This is a genomic window from Streptomyces sp. ALI-76-A (assembly GCF_030287445.1).
In the GTDB taxonomy this organism is placed as follows: domain Bacteria; phylum Actinomycetota; class Actinomycetes; order Streptomycetales; family Streptomycetaceae; genus Streptomyces.
In genome coordinates this window covers 153,372-171,139 of the sequence record NZ_JASVWB010000002.1, presented here as the reverse complement: position 1 = coordinate 171,139, position 17,768 = coordinate 153,372, and the positions used below count along the sequence as shown (strand labels likewise).

Below are 17,768 nucleotides of genomic sequence, written 5' to 3'. Positions count from 1 at the left end.
CCCCCATGCCGGACACACCCCCGCTGTCCCGTCGCGGCCTGCTCGCGACCGCCGCCGCCTCCGCCGCCCTGCTGGCCTCGGGCACGGCCGCCACCAGGGCGTTCGCCGCTCCCGCGCCCACCCCGCAGCGGCTCTCCGCCCTGGCCGCGCAGAGCGCCGACGGCTTCGCGAGCGTTCCCGCGCTCGGCCTCACGACCACCACGGGCGGCGTCGCCGGGCCCACCGTCACCGTCACCACCGGCGCCCAGCTCGCCGACTACGTCAACCGCAACTCCCCGTACGTCCTCCTCGTCTCCGGCCGCATCGAGATCGACGGCATGCTCACCGTCGTCGCCAACAAGTCGATCCTGGGCGTCGGCTCCACGGCGGAGATCACCGGCGGCGGACTCCAGCTCGGCTCCACCACCCGCCCCGGCAACAACGTCATCATCCGCAACATCCGCTTCACCCACGCCTCGGACGACTCCGTCAGCGTCACCAACCGCGCCCACCACGTGTGGATCGACCACTGCGACTTCTCGCAGGGCTACGACGGGCTCCTCGACGTCAAGCGCGAGTCGGACTACGTCACGATCTCCTGGAACCGCTTCCACGACCACAGCAAGACCTGCCTGCTCGGCCACAACGACAGCTACACCGCCGACCGGGGCAAGCTGCGCGTCACCTACCACCACAACTTCTTCGACGGCACCGACCAGCGCCACCCCCGTGTCCGCTTCGCCGAGCCCGTGCACGTCTACAACAACCACTACCGCAACAACCGGCTCTACGGAGTGGCCTCCACCGAGGACGCGGGCGTGCTGGTGGAGGGCAACTACTTCGAGAACGTGCCCCACCCCATCTACTCGGGCTACGACGACAGCGGCCCCGGCCGGGTCGTCGAGCGGAACAACGTGTACGTCAACTCCGGCGCGCCCGAGACCCTCGGCACCGTCGTCGAGCCGCGCACCTTCTACGCGTACACCCTCGACGCCGCGTCGAGCGTCCCCGGCATCGTCGCCGCCGGCGTCGGCACCGGCCGGATCTGAGCCCTCCCTCCCGAAGGAGTCGCAGATGCACCGCAAAGGCACCCTGTTCCTCGCGGCGCTGGCCACCCTGGCCGTCACCGCGGCGGCCCCGGCCGCCCCCGCGGCCGCCCTCGCCGAGTCGGCGCCCACCGGCTTCGCGAGCGTCAACGCCTGGGGCCAGAACGGCACCACCGGCGGCGCGGGCGGGACCACCGTGACCGTCTCCACCGCCGATGCCCTGATCGCCGCCATCAAGACGACCGGGCCCAGCATCGTCCGCGTCAACGGCATGATCACCCTGCCCGACGGGATGTACGACGTCACCTCCGACAAGACGATCGTCGGCGTCGGCGCGAACTCCGGGATCACCGGCGGCGGCCTCAACATCGGCCTCCCCGCGAGCAGCGTCACCTCGCCGCCCGCGAACGCCGTGCACAACGTGATCGTGCGCAACCTGACGTTCCGCGACGCCAGCGACGACTCGATCAACATCCAGATGTTCTCCCACCACGTCTGGATCGACCACAACGACCTGTCCGCCGGATACGACGGACTGCTCGACATCAAGCGCGGCTCCAGCTACATCACGGTCTCCTGGAACCACACCCACCACCACGCCAAGAACATGCTGCTGGGCCACTCCGACAGCAACGGCGCCCAGGACACCGGCCGACTGAAGGTGACGTACCACCACAACTGGTACGACCGCACCCCGCAGCGCAACCCGCGCACCCGCTTCGGCGACCCGGTGCACATCTACAACAACTACTTCTTCGACAACAGCGACACCGGGCCGGCCTGCAACGCGGACTCCGGCTGCTTCATCGAGGGCAACTACTTCGAGGACGTCGAGGAGCCCATGACCAACAGCTACTCGGGCCCCGACGGCGCGATCGTCGAGCGCAACAACGTCTTCGTCGGCGACACCGGCGAACCCGTGACCGGCGGAAGCGTCGAGGACCCGGCCGACTACTACGACTACACGGTCGACAACCCGCAGTCGGTCAAGGACGCCGTCATGCGCGGCGCGGGCCCTGGCACCATCGGGCTGTAACCCGGGCCCCGCCCCACGCCTTCGGCCCGGCCTCCCCGGGCCACGGCTTCGACTCGGCCAGCGTCGCCGCAGCGTCCAGGGGGACGTCGGGGGCTACGGCCCACAGGCAGCGCCACCACCACGATCGCCTGGTCGGCGAGCCGCAGCAGGAAGGTCTCGCGCAGCCACGTCTCGAGGGGCTGGCACTGTTCGAAGGTGTCGATGAGCAGCACCGCGCCTGGTTCGGCGCAGGCTGGGGCGGCGGCCTCCTCCAGCCTGCGCGGGTCGGCGTCGAGGAACCGGGCGTCCACATGCACCACGCGGCGGCCGGCGAGTTCCGCCTGCCGGGCGGCGTAGCGCACGAGCGAGGACTTGCCGATGCCGCCGGGGCCGTGCAGGTAGGCGACGAGCGGCGCTTGCGCCGCGCCCGAGAGCATCCGGTCGAGCACCGCCCGCTCCGGCTCCCTGCCCACCAGCGCTCCGGCTCGTGCCGCGGCCAGCCGGTCCGCCAGTCCCGCCGCTCCCAATCCAAGCTCCTTTCGTCAGGCCTGTCTTGCCGTCGAAGATCGGTGTGATGAAGCGCTTTCTACGTGAGTGGTACCGAGCACGGGGCAGCATCCCGGGACAGGAGGCGCTACTCGGATGTGTGCAGCATCGACTCGGTGTCGTCCGGGTGTTACGCCTCAGTCCCTGTCCTCGGCGCGCTCGTCACTTGCCCTTGGCCGGGCGTCGAGCGGGACGTGTCGTTGTGCCTTCTGCGTGGCCTGGGTCGGATCCTTATGCTCCGCCTTTGCGGCGGCGAGGCGCGGCCGAGCGGGACGGCATCGAGCGCATGTGGTCGCGCACCGGCGCCAGCAGGCCGGCGAGAGCCTTGACGTCGTCGCGCGAAAGCGGCTCGAACAGCAGGCCGCTGACTACCTCGACGTGGCCCGGCAGCACCTTCGCGAGCAACTCACGCCCGGCGTCGGTGAGGGTGACGGTGACGCTCCGTTCGTCGTCCGGCGAGGGAGCGCGGACGACCAGGCCCTCCTTCTCGAGGAGATCCACCTGGTATGTCAGGCCGCTGCGGCTGTAGACGACGCCGTCGGCCAGGTCGGTCATGCGGTGGCTGCCCGTCGGCGAGTCCCCGAGGCGGGCCAGCAGCTGGAACTGCACATAGCTGAGATCGCCGGCTTCGCGCAGCTGCTGCTCGACCGCGTGCCGGAGCAGGCTGGTCACCTCGATGAGGTCGAAGTAGGCGCCGAGCTGCACGGGGTCGAGCGACGGCGGTGAATCAGGCATGACCGAAGTCTACTGCTTCGAATTCGAAGAGTGTGGGTGCCGACTTCCAGTTACCGCGGGCGGCGCTGGGATCGAACGTCTCCGCGTGTCTCGATGCCATCCCGGCCGGGTGTATTGAGCCGGACGCGAGGGTTTCACGGGTCTGATGTCGTGACCTCGTGCGCGCACGGTGTGGGCAGTGTTGAGCCCGGCTGAGCATCGCAGAACATGGAGATCGGGCAGTGGTGCGGCGCAGGGTTGCGAGCAGAAGGACGGCGCCGCCGCCCACAGATCTCAAGGACCGGCCATGAACGTCCCCTACTCGCGCAACATCGTGCTCGGCCCTCCCCGGTGACGGCACGACAGCCCGGCCGCGAGAAGGAAGCCATGAACACGATGCCGGGATGAGCACCGCCGCGTGGGCTCCGGTGATCTTGGCCGTCCTGTGTGCCGGCGTCGGCTACGGGCACCCGACCCGCTTGCTCGCGGACTGGGTCGCGGAGGCGGTGTGCCGGTCACAGGCGGCCGGTGGTGCGCGCGCCGAGGTGGAGGTGCTGGAGCTGCACCGGCTGGCGGCCGACCTCGCCCAGCACTCCGCCCACGACCGCGCCAGCCTCGACCTGCGGGAGGCGATCGCGGCGGTCGTGACAGCGGACGGGCTGGTGGTGGCGACCCCGGTGCCCGCCGCCACCCCGAGCGAGGTGTTCGACTCGTTCTTCGCCGTCCTCGGGGACAAAGTTCTTTCCGGCATGCCGGTGCTGCTGGCGCTCAACAGCCACTCCCGCCGGCAGCCACCCGACCTCGCGCAGCTGCTACGCAGGCGCCTGGCCGGCGTGCACGCCGACCCGGTGCCCACGGTCGTCGTCGCCGGCCCCGCCGACTGGCCGGCCACCGCGCACAGCGACGCGGCACGGCTGCGCGCCTGCATCGACCAAGCCGCCGCCTAACTCGCCGTGGCGATGCGCTCGCACCGGCAGTGACCGACCCCACTTGCTTCGAATTCGAAGCAGATGTACGGTCATCAACAGTTGCTTCGAATTCGAAGCAACATCGATCGCGTTGAAGGTGAGAACCGACATGAAGGCAGTACGTTTCCACGAGTACGGCGACCCCAGCGTCCTGCGCTACGAGGACGTGGAGCAGCCCGTCCCCGGGGCCGGGCAGGTCCGCATCCGCGTCGCCGCGACGTCGTTCAACTCCGTCGACGGCAACATCCGCGGCGGCTTCATGCAAGGCCCCATACCGGTGCAGCTGCCGCACACTCCCGGTATCGACGTCGCCGGCACCATCGACGCGCTGGGCGAGGGCGTGCAGGGCCTCGCGGTCGGCGACGACGTCATCGGTTTCCTGCCGATGGACGGCACCGGAGCCGCCGCGCAGTACGTCCTCGCGCCGGCCGAGGTCCTGACACCGGCACCCAAAAGCGTCCCCCTGCCCGACGCCGCCGCACTGCCAATCGTGGGCCTGACCGCCTACCAGGCGCTGTTCGACCACGCCAAGCTCACGGCCGGGCAGCGCGTGCTGATCCACGGCGCCGGCGGAGCGGTCGGCGGTTACGCCGTGCAGCTGGCCAAGGGAGCCGGTGCCCACGTCATCGCCACGGCCAGCCCGCGCAGCAGCGAGGCGGTCACGTCGGCCGGCGCCGATGAGGTCATCGACCACACCACCACCGGCGTGAGCGCGGCGGTGACCGAGCCGGTCGACGTCGTGCTCAACCTCGCGCCGGTCGATCCGGCCGAGCTGGCCGCGCTCGTCACCCTGGTCCGTCCGGGCGGGGTCGTGGCGAACACGACGGTGTGGATGCCCGCGCCCAACGACGAGGAGCGCGGCGTACGCGGCATCGACCTGTTCGTCCGCAGCGACGCCGACCAGCTGTCGCAGCTGGTAGCGCTGATCGACCGCGGCGAGCTGCGCATCGACGTCGCCGAGCGCGTGCCGCTGGCCGAGCTGCCGGCGCTCCACGCCCGGGCCGCCGAAGGCGCGGTGCACGGCAAGGTCATCGTCGTCCCGCCCGCCGCCTGACGCCGATCCTCCACCGAAAGGAAAGGGCCATGGCACTCAGTCTGGATCCCGAAGTCGCCCAGGCGCCGGCCCCGATGGCCGGCGCGAGGGCGGACGCCACACCACCGGCTGTGGGGAACATCGCGGCGCGTCGCGCCATGTGGGAGCCGATCATCGGCGCCGCGGGAACGGCCCAGCCGATCCCGGCCGACGTGCAGACCAGCGAGCATCACGCGACAGCGGACGACGGCGCACAGATCAAGCTGCGCTGGTACACCAAGGACGGCGCGGCGCCGGGCCCGGCCGTGCTGTTCTTCCACGGCGGCGGATACATCTTCGGCCACATCGACCTGTTCGACGGCCCGGTCTCCCGCTACGTCTCCGCCAGCGGCGTGCCGATGCTGTCAGTCGAGTACCGCCGCGCCCCCGAGCATCCCTTCCCGACCCCGCTCGAGGACGCCTGCACCGCACTGCGCTGGCTGCACGCACACGCCGCCGAACTCGGCGTCGACCCCGACCGGATCGGCGTCATGGGCGACAGCGCCGGCGGCGGCATCGCCGCAGCCGTGTCGATCCTCGCCCGCGAGCGCGGCGGCCCGCAGATCGCCCGCCAGATCCTCATCATGCCGATGCTCGACGACCCCACCACCACCCCCGATCCACACATCGCGCCCTACCCGCTGTGGTCCTACGACGACAGCCTCACCGCATGGCCGGCCCTGCTCGGCGAGGCCGCCGGCGGGCCCGACGTCCCGGCCACGGCGGCCCCGGCCCGGCTCGAGGACGCGACCGGCCTGCCGCCGGCCTACATCGAGGTCGGCCAGCTCGACGTCTTCCGCGACGAAGACACCGCCTACGCCACCAAACTCAGCCGCGCCGGCGTGCCGGTCGAATGCCACTGCACCCCGGCGCCCCGCACGAGTTCGACTCCATCGCCTTCACCTCCGACGTCGCCCGCCGCGCCATCGCCGACCGCATCCGCGTCCTCAAATCGATCTGAGCCGGCACCGAGCGCGCTCACCCCGTGCCGCAGGAGGGGTGTGCAAGCACTCCACACAGGTAGCCCCTCGCCTCGTTGCCCGCCGCGATGGGGCCCCTTGGACACCGGCAAGAACACACTGAAGCACCGCGCGGCCGGGTCGGACTCCCACTTCGGGCAGCAGGCGCATCGACGGCCGGGAGACTGCCGGACTGCATGAGACGCGCCCGGCACCTGATCCTCACCTGACCGACCTTTGAAGGAGACGATTCCGATGATCCCCGACGACGACCCGTCCCGCTCGCTGACCGTGGCGGACACCGACGACCCCGGCACGACGTACATCTCTCTGGTGGGCAACACGTACGCCATGCTGATAACCGGCGAGCAGACCAACGGCCGGTACTGCGTGATCGACATGCGCGTCCCCGACGGCGGCGGCCCGCCGCCGCATCGGCACGACTTCGAGGAGATGTTCACGATCCTCGAGGGCGAGATCGAGTTCACCTTCCGCGGCGAGAAGCACACCGTAGGGGCAGGGTCCACGGTCAACATCCCGGCCAACGCGCCGCACAACTTCCGCAACGCTTCGGGTGCGCCGGCCCGCATGCTGTGCATGTGCACCCCCGCAGGCCAGGACGAGTACTTCACGCGCATCGGCGATGTCGTCGCGGGCAAGGACGCGCCGCCGCCACAACTGTCGGAGCACGAGCTCGCGGAGCGCCGCCGCCGCGCGGCCGAGTTGGCCTCGACCTACCGGAGCGAGTTCCTGTGACTCTCAGGGCCGGCAATCCCGGCACCGGTCGACAGGGTGAAGTTCCCCGCTGAGCTGGACAGCCAGGACCAGATCGTTCGGGTCCATCGCCTGCACCCCGACCGACAGTTCCTGGCTCAAGCGTATCGAGGCCCAGTTCACTGCCCTGCGCTACTTGGCACTGGACGGCACCGACCACTTCCGCCACAAAGAGCAGGGCAGCATGATCCGCCGCTACATCATGCGGCGGAACAAGCACGCCGCCGACGAACTCCTACGCACGGTCGTCAACAGGGCGAACGTTGCCTGATGCGGGGGAGTGTCTAAGCAACGGCCGATCTGATGATCAATGAGATGCGTCTGATGACGGAGACCGCCGTGGGGGGCCGGGCAGGATGTGCCAGCCCGGCCCCCCACCGCCGGTCAGCCGATCAGCTTGTGCAGCACGGGAAGGCTGAGCCCGCAGGCGCCCAACCCCGCTCGGCCGTGAATCCAAGCACCCCTGTCGACCACTCCACGGCAACCCCTGTCAGCACTCTCCAACCGGCACCCGTAACAGGCCCCGGACAGGTGTCCCGTTCTCGTGAACATCGACCCCGCCTCGATCCAACCGCCTCCCGAGGCGGTGAACAACTGCCGTCCAAACCCGTGAATGAAGCCACATAGGCGGACCCGAGCCTCACGTGGGATGGGTGCCTGTTCGGATGGCGGCAGGATGCGGGGGGCTTGGGCGAGGGGGACCGGCGGGTGGGCGTGGGTCACCCGGTGGCGCGGGCGTGCACGCGGACGGCTCCCGTCCTGCGAAGGGGGAGGGGAGCCGTCCAGATGTGCTGGGTGGTGTTGTGCCTTCAGCGGGTCATGCGTGGCGGTGCGAGTGCCGGTTGCCGGTGACGAGGCGGTAGAGGGCGAGCAGGATGACGGAGCCGGCGATGGCGGCGATCCAGGTGGAGAGGTGGAAGAACCCGTCGATGGAGTCGACGCCGAAGATGGCCTTGCCGAGCCAGCCGCCGAGCAGACCGCCGGCGATGCCGATGAGCATGGTGATGATGATGCCGCCGGGGTCCTTGCCCGGCATCAGGGCCTTGGCGATGGCGCCGGCGAGCAGGCCGATGAGGATCCACGCGATGATGCCCATGGTGCGTCTCCGCTTCGTCATATAGAGGCTGTGTCAGTTCATCGTCTGCACCGATCGCGCCCGGACAAACGTCGTCTCCTCAACCCGACCGTGCCAGCTCCTGATAATCCGACAGGAGTGGGCCCGCCGGGGGCGGGCCGTGATCAGAGCGCGAGGACTCCCGGCTCTGTCAGCCTTCCGCTGGTTGCAGACCCGGTCCGAGGTGTTGCCGCTCTGTATGGTGAAAGTGGACGTCCTGCCCTATCAGGCTGATCGGGAGATCACTGGCTCTTACGGATCTGCTTCACTTCCTGGTCGACGGCCCAGGCGTCGGCGACCGGGCCGAGGTGGCCGAGCTTGTCGGGGTTGATGACCGAGCGGATCGTCTGGATCCGCCCGTCGAGGATGTCGAGGGCGAGGATGTGGAGGACCCTGTCGTCCCGGTCGAGGAAGAGCGCGCCCGGCTGGCCGTTGACCTCGTGTGGTTCGAACGTGATGTCGATCCGGGCCATGAGCGGGTAGACGGTGGCGAGCAGCCTGGCCACGTTCTCGGCGCCGGCGACGGCCCTGGCCAGCTGCGGGGCCTTGCCACCGCCGTCCCCGACGAGCTGGATGTCGGCCGACAGCAGACTCTGTAGTCCGTCCACGTCTCCCTGCGCCAGTGCCTCGAAGAACCGCCTCGCCAGCTCCTGCCGCTCCTGGCGGTCCGCTTCGAACCGGGGCCGTCCCTCGTTCATGTGCCGGCGTGCCCGTACGAGCAGCTGCCGGCACGCCGCCTCAGAGCGCCCCACCGCGGCGGCGATCTCGTCGAAGCCGAAGGCGAAGACCTCCCGCAGCACGAACACCGACCGCTCCAGCGGGCTGAGCCGCTCCAGGAGGAGCAGCGCCGCCATTGACACCGAGTCGGCCAGCTCCGCCGCGCGGGCCGGGTCCTCGTACGGATCGTCCAGCAGCGGCTCGGGCAGCCACGGTCCGACGTACTCCTCCCGCCGTACCCGGGCGGAGCGCAGCACGTCGATCGCGATCCGGGTCACAGTGGCCGACAGGAACGCCTTGGCCGACACCGGCCGGGTGGTCGAGGCGTCGTAGCGCAGCCAGGTCTCCTGCACCGCGTCCTCCGCCTCGCCCACGCTGCCCAGGATCCGGTACGCGATCGAGAACAGCAGCGGCCGCAGTTCCTCGAACTCCTCGACCTTACTCACGCCGACTCCCTCTTGCGGTCTGAGTGCCCGGTCGGACCCGCGCCGACGAGGCACCTTTCGAAGATCATCCGGTGTGTGAGCGGAGCGTACAACGCCCGCACCCGCGACCACCTGCCCGCCTTGATCATGGCGTCCCGGCCCCGGCGGCCTGACCCGGGTCAGGGACGCGGTGGCGGTTCAGTGGAACTGGCCGACCTGGTAAGCGCCGGCCGGCTGCTGGGTGATGATGTTCAGCCGGTTCACTGTGTTCATGAACGAGACCAGCAGCACGAGGGCCGTGAGCTGCTCCTCGTCATAGTGCTGGGCGGCACGCGCCCACACCTCGTCGCTGACCCCGGTGGCCGCATCCGCGACCCGGGTTGCCTGCTCCGCCAGCTCCAGCGCGGCGCGTTCAGCCTCGGTGAAGACCGTTGCTTCCCGCCAGGCAGCGATCAGGTTCAGCCGCACCGGGCTCTCGCCGGCCGCGGCGGCTTCCTTGGTGTGCATGTCGATGCAGACAGCGCAGCCGTTGATCTGGCTCACGCGCAGCGCCACCAACTCCCGCGTCGTGGCCGGCAGCGGCGATTCCTTCAGCTCCCGGCCGGCCGACATGAAGTACTTGAGCGCCTTGCCGGCGGTCGGGCTGGCGAAGTAGTTCAGTCGCGCGTCCATCGTGTGCTCCTCCACGTGCGTCGATGCCTTCACCCCCGAGACGAGGCGGCCGCCACATCTGTGACATGGCGCGGCGTGACCCATGTCTGTCCGCTGTCCGGGCTCGGGCATGTCACAGGCCGAGTCGCTGCCTCGTCTCGGGTGCGGAAGTCCTCGATCAGGGAGTTGACGATGAACGTCGCGCTGTGGATCACCGCCGGAGTGCTCGCCGTTGTCTGCCTGGTGGGCAGTTCCAAGATGTTCGTGCCGCAGGAGAAGCTGGCCGCGACGGGCTCGTCTGCACAGTGGGTCCTGGAGTTCAGCCCCGGCGCTCTCAAGGCCATCGGTGCCGTCGAGCTGCTGGCCGCGGTCGGCCTGATTCTGCCCGCGGTGCTCGACATCGCGCCGGTGCTGGTGCCGCTGACCGCCACCGGACTTGTTCTGCTGTTCGCCTGCGCGGCCACCATGCGTCTGCGCCGTGGCGAGAAGGCCACGATCGCCGGCGACCAGATCTACCTCGCCCTGGCTGCCTTCGTCGCATGGGGCCGTTTCGGTCCCATGCCCTTCACCGGCTGACCACCGGGGCCGAGTGCCGTCCAGGCCCGCCTCATTCCTCCTTGCCGTCGTCGTCGAGGTCGACGGCGTCCGGGGCACGCAAGGGCCGCAGCCACCCGCAGCGCATCCCGCAGTGTCTCGTTGCGCAGTCCACTCGCCGTCAACAGAAAGTTCATCGGGAGAGCCAAACACGGTTGACGGGCGCGCGCAACGAACCCAGGATCCACCGACACGATCACGGCATGGCCGAATCAGGAGCGCACGGACCTTCTCTTTCAACCTCGATCGGTGGAGGTCAGGTTGTGTTCCCAGGTGAGTAGGTCGTAGGTCCGGCCCTTGTCGGTGACGGTCTCGGGTGCCGAGCTGGACGGGTGAAAGCCGGCCGATCGTGCGACGGCGATGCTGGGTCGGTTGCCGGGTTCGATCTCAAGGATCACCCTCGGCAGGGAGAGGGTGGTGTGCGCGAATTCGGTCATCGTTCGAAGAGCGCGTACTGCCAGTCGTTGTCCCCGGTGGGCGGCGCCGACGATGTATCCGATGCTGCCAGTGGCACGGTTGAGCAGGACCTCTCCGAGTACCTGTTGTCCATCGGTGGTGATGGCCAGGTGGATCCGGTTGTTGTCCCGTCGGGCCCGTTCTGTGCTGTGGAGGTATCGCAGTGCGGCGGCCCGGTCGAAGGGTGTCTCCAGCGGGGTCCGGTATGCGATCTCGGGGTCGTCGAACAGTTCCTGCATGACGGCGAGGTCATCGCTCGTCCAGGCACGAAGCAGGAGGCCGTGAGCGGCGAGCTGGAGGGGATGTGTGTCCATGACGACGGCATTCTGCCCGGAAGCGGCCCGTTGCCGTCGGGTTTCAGTCCAGTGCGATCCGGCGCGTGGACGCCACCGACGGCGCACTTGGGCGTTGCTGCCACCCGCCTGGTCAACGTCGGCCACCGACGCGTTCTCAGCTCGGCCCGCTCCTGGCCATGGACCGTCTTGATCACCACGGCCCTCCGGCCGGCTCCAGGGCCTGCCGGCAGTTCCGGGCGCAGCGCGATGATCCGTTCCAGCACTTCGGCTTCCCGCATGCACCGGATCGTTGAAGACCGCGCCTCAGCGGGCTGGTGGGCCGGCCGTCCCGTCAGAGCGTTGTTCCACGCTGCCTCGCTGCTTCCCACTCCTGGTGTGCGGTGTGGACGCGGTGCCACAGGGCTGCCCGCGCGGGGGCGTCGACGTCGGCCAGGTTCAGGTGGAACACGTCAGCCAGTGCGTCGTACCAGTCGTCGGCCGAGTCGATGGTCCGCTCGTGCGTGCCTTCGGCGTCGATCCGGCGCAGCACACGGCCGCGCAGCATGTCCACGCCCTTGGCGTCGCGGAGCTGGACCTGGAGGACCCGGACGAATCCGGACTCGGGGGAAGTGGACAGCCGGTGGTGCTCCGCGGCGAAGGAGGACAGCTGCACGGGCTCCGGCGCGAAGACCATCGCCGTGAACGCGCCGCGGGGGTCATGGGTGAACCGCCAGCCGCCGGGCACCACCACCGACGGGGCCATCCCGTAGGTGAACGGCCCTTGCGGGTACGTGCCTTCGCGCAGCGGCAGTGGCTCGTACATTCCGCCGGCGAGCCCGGTGTCGACCAGCCACCGCTCACCGTCGAGGCCCACGGTGAGCGCGAGATGGTCGCCGCCCGGGCCCTCGGGGTCCTCGACCTCGTCCTGCACCCCGGCCCGGTGCAGCGTCACGTCGTAGCCCAGGGCCGTCAGCAGCGCGGCGAAGGCCCCGTTGAGGTGAAAGCAGTAGCCGCCGCGCCCCCGCACGATCCGGGCTACGGATTCCGCGGCGCCGATGCCCGTCCGCTGTTCCAGCTGGTTGTCGAGGGTTTCGTAGGCGACTCGTTCCACATGTGCCCGGTGCAGTGCCCACAGCACTTCGGCGGTCGGGGCCGCCGGCCGGGCCACTCCCAGCACGGCCAGATACCCACCGACGTCGATCATGCTCTCCCTCACCATGCGAACGGATGCTACTCCGGCGGCTGTCCGGGGTTGCCGAGGCAGTCGTCGGCATACCCAGTCCCTTGTCGGACACCGCTGTTACGTTGACGTGAGGATCTTGCCTCGACCCCTGGAGAGGGCCCATGTACGACGAACGGCTCGCCGCATTCTCCCGTGAGCGGCTGGACGGCCGTCCGATACCCGACGATCTGCGCGTGCTGCTGGTGGCGCAGTGGGAAGGTCGCACCGACTTCGCCCATCTTCTCGACCTGGACTTCTTCGAGGCTGGAGAGGTCCACCCGCTCCTGGACACCAGCTACCTGAGTGAAAAGGAACTCGCGGATCCGGAGATGCAGGGCGTCAACGCCGCAGCCGCGGAGATGGCCACGTACGTCAAGCTCGTGGCGAAGGGCGGAAAGGGGTGGATCGGCTACTGGCTGCACCCCGACGAACCGGCGGACCGTGCCTGGCATCTCATAGAGCTGGACACCGAGTTCACCTTCTGGAGCTTGGTTGGCCTCACCCTGACCGAGGGGGCCGCTGCCGAGCGGGCTCACTACCAGGATGAGCCCGACGAGCGCGTCGCGTTCACACGACTGGCCGCCGAACTCGCCGAGCTTGGCCTTCCGCTGAGCACCCAGGACTACGACGCCCTTGATCAGACCGAGTACAGGGTGGACCCGGAGAAACTCATGGAGGCGCTGATCGAAGCCGAACGTGACAAGCGTGGTCTTCGCTGAGCAGGGAGACGCCAGCCCCCGGGCGCCGCACCGCAGGGTGGTTGCTGCATCGGCCGCCGGTCATGAGACGCTCGTGCGTCGGTCGAGCGGGCGATGTGAAGGCATGGCCTGCTGCGGCCTATCGACTACTCGGCCTGTTCAGAGCTGTAGTCATGTGGCGGGGTGGAGGCTGCGTACCAGATGTCCTCGTTGCGCAGTTCGAGCCCTCCATCGAACGGTCGGGAGAAGACCGACGCGCGAAGTCATGCTGGAAGGATCGGGCAGGAGTGCCGTGCATTCAGCCTTCCCGCTTGAATCACGAGGGCGGGGCATGGTCTACCGCCCCGCCGAGTCTGTGCGTCCATCCCGCGACGACAGGTGCCCGGGCCCGGGCCGGTCGGCCTCGACGGACCCGGGCACCCGGCGCTCATCCGGTCATCGCGCCTCGCGCGCGTACCGCGCGACGGTGATCCGGTCGATCAGCGGCGCGTAGCGGGAGCGGAGCAGTACGCCGGGGAAGGTGTCCGAGGCGTAGGTGGTGCCGTCGAAGTTCGGCAGTTCCTCGGAGCGGAAGGTGAGGGCGTTCTGCCCCTTCTTCAGGTGGACGCGGACGGTCAGCTCCCAGAAGTTGTTCTGATGGAAGCTGTGCGGGAAGCCGACGCGATGTGTCGTACCGCCGTTGACGCTGATGTCGGCATGGCGGGCGAGCGGGTCCGGGTTGTAGTGCGTGGCCTCGGACTGCTCCGGGTTGGAGTAGCGGACGCGCAGCGCGTGCAGGCCTGTCCGGTCGGCGGTGACGGTGAACGTGGCGGCACTGGAGTTGCCGGGGTCGCCGCCGATGCCGGTGATCGCCGTGCCGTCGGTGGCCAGGGAGAGGGGGGTGAGCGTGGCGGAGCCGGTCAGCTTGGCGTCGCCCGCCTCGTAAGTCCGCTCCTTCAGCGTGCCCTCGGTGGGCGTGACCGTGAGGCGGTCGATGAGGGTGGTGGACGAACCTCCGGTCAGTGTCACCTTGTTGATGCCGCCCGAGAGGGAGACCGCCGCGTTGTTCCTGCCCTTGGTCAGGCGTAGGACGTCGTGGCCGTTGACGGAGAGCCGAGCGCCCGAGCCGCTGAGGGCGCCGACACTGAGGGTGGCCTCGCGGTCGGCGGGTGAGTAGACCCAGAACGTGGCCGTCTGGCCCTTCTGGAGTTGGACCGCGCCCGAGCCGGTTGCGGGGGCTCCCGCCTGTTGCGGCAGCCTGTAGACGGGCTGTGCCCCGCCGCCCAGCCAGGCCAGCTCGCCCTCGTACACCTGGGTTTCAGCCGAAGCCTGGGGGAGGGAGAGGGTGATGCGGTCGACGATGGCGTCGCCCTTCGTGGCGCGCTTGCCGTCGGCGCTCTTCGCGGCGAGCGTCAGTGTGTGCCTGCCCTCGGGGAGTTCGACCTTGGTGTCGGTGTGGTCCCAGACGACCCACTTGTAGCCGAGCGGCAGATGCAGCTCCTGCTCGCTGTCGGCCTTGCCGTCAACGCGCAGGAAGACGTTGGTCGGGCCCTGTTCCGTCACCTTGTCGGAGGTGTTGAGGGAGTTGGCGAAGACGCTCAGGTCGTAGGTGCCGTCCTGAGGTACGTCCACGGTGAAGTCGAGCGTGACGTCCGAGCCGGTGCGCAGGCCGCCCACGTCGTAGCCGCCGGAGGTGTAGAACTTCGACACTTCACGCGGCGAGCCCTCCGGGCCGTTCCTGGAGTAGCCGGATCCGGTGTGGGCGGCGTCCTCCGCCTCGTACGAACCCTGCCAGCTCACGGGCGGGGACTGCGTGCCTTTGGCTTTGCCCGCCGGGCTGAGGACGATCTCGTACGCCGAGGACTCCTTCAGTTTCGGCAGCGTGCCGTCGCCGAAGTCGACGACGACCTTGCCATCGTCACCGACCTTCAGGTTTTGCTCCAGGAGCAGTTTCGGGCCGGAATTGTCTCCCACCTGGCCGCTCCACTCGATCTCCCGCACCCAGGCGTGCACGTTGTCCCCGAAGAGCTTCTCCGGGACGTTGTCGAAGGTGATGTGGCCCTTGCCGGTGGAGCCGCCGAAGACCAGCCGGGACTGCTTCTTCTTCTCGTCGAGCGTGGCGACGCCCTGCATCGTGTAGTTCTCGCCCGGGAACGGCGGCGTCACTTTCACCGTGTGCCCGCTCATCGAGGCGTACGAGTTCAGCAGCCACCACTGGCCGTTGCCGCGGTTGGCCTGCACCGCGGAGTCGGACAGGTTGCCGTCGATGTTCCAGTACGCGATGTCGGCGTCCACCTTGGACTCCTCGATCGCGGACACCCACTGGATCATCTGACCGGGGACCGAGGTGTGGTAGTTGAAGGCGTATTCGTTGATGTTGATGGGGAGTTGGGTGCCCTCACGGTCGGTGCCCTTGAACAGGTCCTTCTCCCACGCCCGGTATGTGGCGACGCTGTCGCGCACCGCCTCCGGGTGGCTCAGCTCGTGCCAGGTGATGACGTCCGGAAGGGTGCCGGCGGCCAGGGTGTGGGTGAGGAAGCCCTTGACCTGGTCGTAGAGGACGCTGGTGTTGGGGCCGGCGATACGGGCGTCGGGCATCTTTCTCTTGATGAGCTTGTAGAAGTCGTCCCAGGCGACGAAGAAGTCGTCGGGGTCGTTGAGCCAGCTGACCTTGTTGTAGCTCCACTCGCCAGTGCCGAACATGTTGCCCTCAGGCTCGTTGAACGGCACGAAGACGACGTTGTCCTGGTACTCCCTCGGCAGCTTGAGGACCTGGTCGACCTGTCCTGCGACTTTCTCCCGGTAGAGCTCGAGCTTCTCCTCGGGGGTGTCGCCCGGCCACTGGTACGGGAAGCCGCGATGGATGTCGGTCATGTAGATGTACACGTCACCGTCGGTGGAGTCGGCCAGCGGCTTGACCACCTCCAGCGCGTCGGCCCCTGGGTGCTGCGGGCCGTCCTGCGCCTTGGTGGAGACCGTGCGCAGGCCCATGCCCTCGATGAGGTTGTTCGTGGGAACGTCCGGTCCGTACACGCCGTAGAGGGTGCCGGAGGCGCCGCCGTGGAACGCGCCGGTGTCCGAACCGAGGTTGACGTTCAACTGCCCCTCTCGGACCACGGTGACGGTCGCCTTCACGGCGCGCCCGGCCGCCCTTCCCGCCACGGTGAACGTGCCCGGCTGTGCGTAGTCGTCGGACGGTACGGCGTCCCAGGTGACCGGGGTGTCACGGTCGTAGCCGTCGGAGAAGGCGGAGCGGACGGCGGTGGGGAGGGACGGGGCCGCCCCGGTCGTGGTGCGGACCTCGAAGGACGCCTGGGAGAGCTCTTGAAGCGTGGGTACGGTTCCGACCGCGCCTGCCACCTGCTCGGCGCTCAGCGCGGAGTGCCACACGCTGAAGTCGTCGATCGCTCCCTTGAGCAGGGGATCCGGCCAGAAGGACTTGCCGATGTAACCGGCGGCCGTTGCCGAACTGTCCAGCACGTCCCCGGCCTTGATGCTGGTTTGCGCGGAGGAGACCGCCACGCCGTCGAGGTAGGTGGTGAGCCGGCCCGCGGTGCTGTCGAGGGTGACGGTGACGGTCCGCCATTGGTCTGCGGGCATCGGCGCGTAGCCGCTGAGTTGCGCCTCCGCGCCGCCCCCGTCGGAGGTCACGGCGGTGCGCAGCACGCTGCCGTTGGACGGGGTGGTGAAGAGGTACTTGGTGTTGTTGGTGCCCAGGTCGAAGATCCGCTGCCAGGCGGACTTGTCGTCGCCCCACTTCACGCGGGCGGAGACCGTCAGGTCCGTCGCGTCCGCGAGGATCTCGCGGGGGAGGCGGACGTATGCGCCGTCGGAGTCGGAAGCGCCGCCGGGCAGGGCGAGCGCCTTGCCTCCGCCCGTGCCCTCGACGGACCGGGCGGTGGAGGCGTTCACCAGATCCGCCGTCAGGCCGTTGCCGGAGCTGTCGGTGATCCTTCCGGAGGCGAGGTCGTCCTGGTCGAAGGTGTAACGGGCGGTGGGCTGGGGGGAGTCGGCGGCGTGTGCGGTGGCCGGTACGGCCAGCAGGCCCGCGCCGACGGCCAGGGCCACGGCGGCTGGGGCTGATCTGCGTCGCCCGCGGGTGTCGGTGGATTGCATGGTGTCGTCCTTTCAGGAGGTTATCGAACCGGTTCGATATCGTCCGTGGCGGCTCTGACCGGTTGGCGGGGCCGACCGGGCGGTCAGGTGTCAGGGGACGTCAGGTGTCGGGGAGCGCGGTGTGTGGCCGCGCCGGTGCTGCGGCAGTGGCGGGCGGCACCGTCCCACGGCGGGACTGTGAGGGCAGACGACAGGCCGAGGGGGGCAGCCGGTCGGGGGCGGAGCGGCCGGCGTGTGCCGGCGTGGGCATCCGTCGGTGTCTGCGTCGCCGGACGGGCCGTCGCGGCGGGGTGCGGCGCGGTTCGGGCATGCGGCTCGAATTCTCGGCTGCGGAGGTGCGGTGTGCGGTGCGCTCCTCCCAACTCGGCCTGACTATCCGGTATTTCGAACATGGTTCGTAGTGTCGGCGAGACCGTAGAGGCAGGTGGGTGTGGTGGTCAAGGCTTTG

Annotated in this window: 16 protein-coding genes and 1 pseudogene; 9 read left to right on the top strand and 8 right to left on the bottom strand. The window is 69.2% G+C overall.

The genetic code is table 11. From position 1 onward, the window contains the following. The first annotated feature begins 5 nt into the window (after positions 1 to 5). Positions 6 to 1,028 (top strand): pectate lyase family protein, encoded by a 1,023-nt coding sequence (locus QQS16_RS01405; RefSeq protein WP_286059700.1) that lies wholly within the window; start codon positions 6 to 8, stop codon positions 1,026 to 1,028. A gap of 25 nt (positions 1,029 to 1,053) precedes the next feature. Continuing rightward, entirely contained in the window at positions 1,054 to 2,061 is a 1,008-nt protein-coding gene (locus QQS16_RS01400) for a pectate lyase family protein (RefSeq protein ID WP_286059699.1), read from the top strand. Here the strand turns inward: QQS16_RS01400 and QQS16_RS01395 are convergent. Together QQS16_RS01395 and QQS16_RS01390 are read right to left on the bottom strand one after the other, a co-directional pair. Next, positions 1,986 to 2,567 carry an ATP-binding protein gene (locus tag QQS16_RS01395; RefSeq protein ID WP_286059698.1) on the bottom strand — a complete coding sequence of 194 codons (582 nt, stop codon included), beginning with the start codon at positions 2,565 to 2,567 and terminating at the stop codon, positions 1,986 to 1,988. The two genes, QQS16_RS01400 and QQS16_RS01395, sit on opposite strands and share 76 nt — an antisense overlap. A 250-nt stretch (positions 2,568 to 2,817) precedes the next feature. After that, positions 2,818 to 3,321 (bottom strand): MarR family winged helix-turn-helix transcriptional regulator, encoded by a 504-nt coding sequence (locus tag QQS16_RS01390; RefSeq protein ID WP_286059696.1) that lies wholly within the window; start codon positions 3,319 to 3,321, stop codon positions 2,818 to 2,820. 383 nt (positions 3,322 to 3,704) lie between these two features. Between QQS16_RS01390 and QQS16_RS01385 the strand changes: the two genes are divergently transcribed. The 5 genes and pseudogenes from QQS16_RS01385 to QQS16_RS01365 all read left to right on the top strand — a co-directional run. Next, positions 3,705 to 4,247, top strand: coding sequence for an NAD(P)H-dependent oxidoreductase (locus QQS16_RS01385; RefSeq protein ID WP_286059695.1), 543 nt, complete (start codon positions 3,705 to 3,707; stop codon positions 4,245 to 4,247). Positions 4,248 to 4,377: 130 nt separating this feature from the next. Further along, on the top strand, positions 4,378 to 5,322 hold the full coding sequence (locus tag QQS16_RS01380; RefSeq protein ID WP_286059694.1) for an NADP-dependent oxidoreductase: 945 nt from the start codon (positions 4,378 to 4,380) through the stop codon (positions 5,320 to 5,322). Positions 5,323 to 5,351: 29 nt separating this feature from the next. Next, positions 5,352 to 6,500, top strand: a complete 1,149-nt coding sequence (locus QQS16_RS01375) for an alpha/beta hydrolase (RefSeq protein ID WP_286059692.1) — start codon at positions 5,352 to 5,354, stop codon at positions 6,498 to 6,500. Between the two features lie 54 nt (positions 6,501 to 6,554). After that, positions 6,555 to 7,055: a cupin domain-containing protein gene (locus QQS16_RS01370; RefSeq protein ID WP_286059690.1), complete on the top strand. Its 501-nt coding sequence runs from the start codon at positions 6,555 to 6,557 to the stop codon at positions 7,053 to 7,055. Positions 7,056 to 7,140: 85 nt separating this feature from the next. Then, positions 7,141 to 7,344: pseudogene (locus QQS16_RS01365) on the top strand (hypothetical protein); the annotation flags it as partial. 546 nt (positions 7,345 to 7,890) lie between these two features. On the opposite strand, the gene QQS16_RS01360 reads toward QQS16_RS01365, so the two are convergent. From QQS16_RS01360 to QQS16_RS01350, 3 genes are all read right to left on the bottom strand, one after another. Then, positions 7,891 to 8,169 (bottom strand): GlsB/YeaQ/YmgE family stress response membrane protein, encoded by a 279-nt coding sequence (locus QQS16_RS01360; protein WP_286066178.1) that lies wholly within the window; start codon positions 8,167 to 8,169, stop codon positions 7,891 to 7,893. 260 nt (positions 8,170 to 8,429) lie between these two features. After that, the gene (locus QQS16_RS01355) at positions 8,430 to 9,350 is read right to left on the bottom strand and encodes an RNA polymerase sigma-70 factor (RefSeq protein ID WP_286059687.1); all 921 of its coding nucleotides are present in this window, start codon (positions 9,348 to 9,350) and stop codon (positions 8,430 to 8,432) included. Positions 9,351 to 9,527: 177 nt separating this feature from the next. Beyond that, complete coding sequence (locus QQS16_RS01350) at positions 9,528 to 10,001, bottom strand: carboxymuconolactone decarboxylase family protein (RefSeq protein ID WP_286059686.1); 474 nt, start codon at positions 9,999 to 10,001, stop codon at positions 9,528 to 9,530. 171 nt (positions 10,002 to 10,172) lie between these two features. Between QQS16_RS01350 and QQS16_RS01345 the strand changes: the two genes are divergently transcribed. Next, the gene (locus tag QQS16_RS01345; RefSeq protein ID WP_286059684.1) at positions 10,173 to 10,556 is read left to right on the top strand and encodes a DoxX family protein; all 384 of its coding nucleotides are present in this window, start codon (positions 10,173 to 10,175) and stop codon (positions 10,554 to 10,556) included. Between the two features lie 254 nt (positions 10,557 to 10,810). Here the strand turns inward: QQS16_RS01345 and QQS16_RS01340 are convergent, their stop codons facing one another. Further along, complete coding sequence (locus QQS16_RS01340) at positions 10,811 to 11,470, bottom strand: GNAT family N-acetyltransferase (RefSeq protein WP_286059683.1); 660 nt, start codon at positions 11,468 to 11,470, stop codon at positions 10,811 to 10,813. Positions 11,471 to 11,657: 187 nt separating this feature from the next. Further along, on the bottom strand, positions 11,658 to 12,524 hold the full coding sequence (locus tag QQS16_RS01335) for an arylamine N-acetyltransferase family protein (protein ID WP_286059682.1): 867 nt from the start codon (positions 12,522 to 12,524) through the stop codon (positions 11,658 to 11,660). A gap of 125 nt (positions 12,525 to 12,649) precedes the next feature. Between QQS16_RS01335 and QQS16_RS01330 the strand changes: the two genes are divergently transcribed. Beyond that, a complete protein-coding gene (locus tag QQS16_RS01330; protein WP_286059680.1) occupies positions 12,650 to 13,246 on the top strand; it encodes a hypothetical protein in 597 nt (198 codons plus the stop codon). A 414-nt stretch (positions 13,247 to 13,660) separates the two neighbouring features. Here the strand turns inward: QQS16_RS01330 and QQS16_RS01325 are convergent, their stop codons facing one another. Continuing rightward, complete coding sequence (locus QQS16_RS01325; RefSeq protein ID WP_286059679.1) at positions 13,661 to 17,320, bottom strand: LamG-like jellyroll fold domain-containing protein; 3,660 nt, start codon at positions 17,318 to 17,320, stop codon at positions 13,661 to 13,663. Positions 17,321 to 17,768: the final 448 nt, after the last annotated feature.

Coding starts and splice junctions, on each gene's coding strand:
- QQS16_RS01350 (WP_286059686.1), bottom strand. CDS start 10,001: ATGGACGCGCGACTGAACTACTTCGCCAGCCCGACCGCCGGCAAGGCG.
- QQS16_RS01405 (WP_286059700.1), top strand. CDS start 6: ATGCCGGACACACCCCCGCTGTCCCGTCGCGGCCTGCTCGCGACCGCC.
- QQS16_RS01385 (WP_286059695.1), top strand. CDS start 3,705: ATGAGCACCGCCGCGTGGGCTCCGGTGATCTTGGCCGTCCTGTGTGCC.
- QQS16_RS01330 (WP_286059680.1), top strand. CDS start 12,650: ATGTACGACGAACGGCTCGCCGCATTCTCCCGTGAGCGGCTGGACGGC.
- QQS16_RS01400 (WP_286059699.1), top strand. CDS start 1,054: ATGCACCGCAAAGGCACCCTGTTCCTCGCGGCGCTGGCCACCCTGGCC.
- QQS16_RS01345 (WP_286059684.1), top strand. CDS start 10,173: ATGAACGTCGCGCTGTGGATCACCGCCGGAGTGCTCGCCGTTGTCTGC.
- QQS16_RS01390 (WP_286059696.1), bottom strand. CDS start 3,321: ATGCCTGATTCACCGCCGTCGCTCGACCCCGTGCAGCTCGGCGCCTAC.
- QQS16_RS01370 (WP_286059690.1), top strand. CDS start 6,555: ATGATCCCCGACGACGACCCGTCCCGCTCGCTGACCGTGGCGGACACC.
- QQS16_RS01335 (WP_286059682.1), bottom strand. CDS start 12,524: ATGGTGAGGGAGAGCATGATCGACGTCGGTGGGTATCTGGCCGTGCTG.
- QQS16_RS01360 (WP_286066178.1), bottom strand. CDS start 8,169: ATGGGCATCATCGCGTGGATCCTCATCGGCCTGCTCGCCGGCGCCATC.
- QQS16_RS01375 (WP_286059692.1), top strand. CDS start 5,352: ATGGCACTCAGTCTGGATCCCGAAGTCGCCCAGGCGCCGGCCCCGATG.
- QQS16_RS01325 (WP_286059679.1), bottom strand. CDS start 17,320: ATGCAATCCACCGACACCCGCGGGCGACGCAGATCAGCCCCAGCCGCC.
- QQS16_RS01380 (WP_286059694.1), top strand. CDS start 4,378: ATGAAGGCAGTACGTTTCCACGAGTACGGCGACCCCAGCGTCCTGCGC.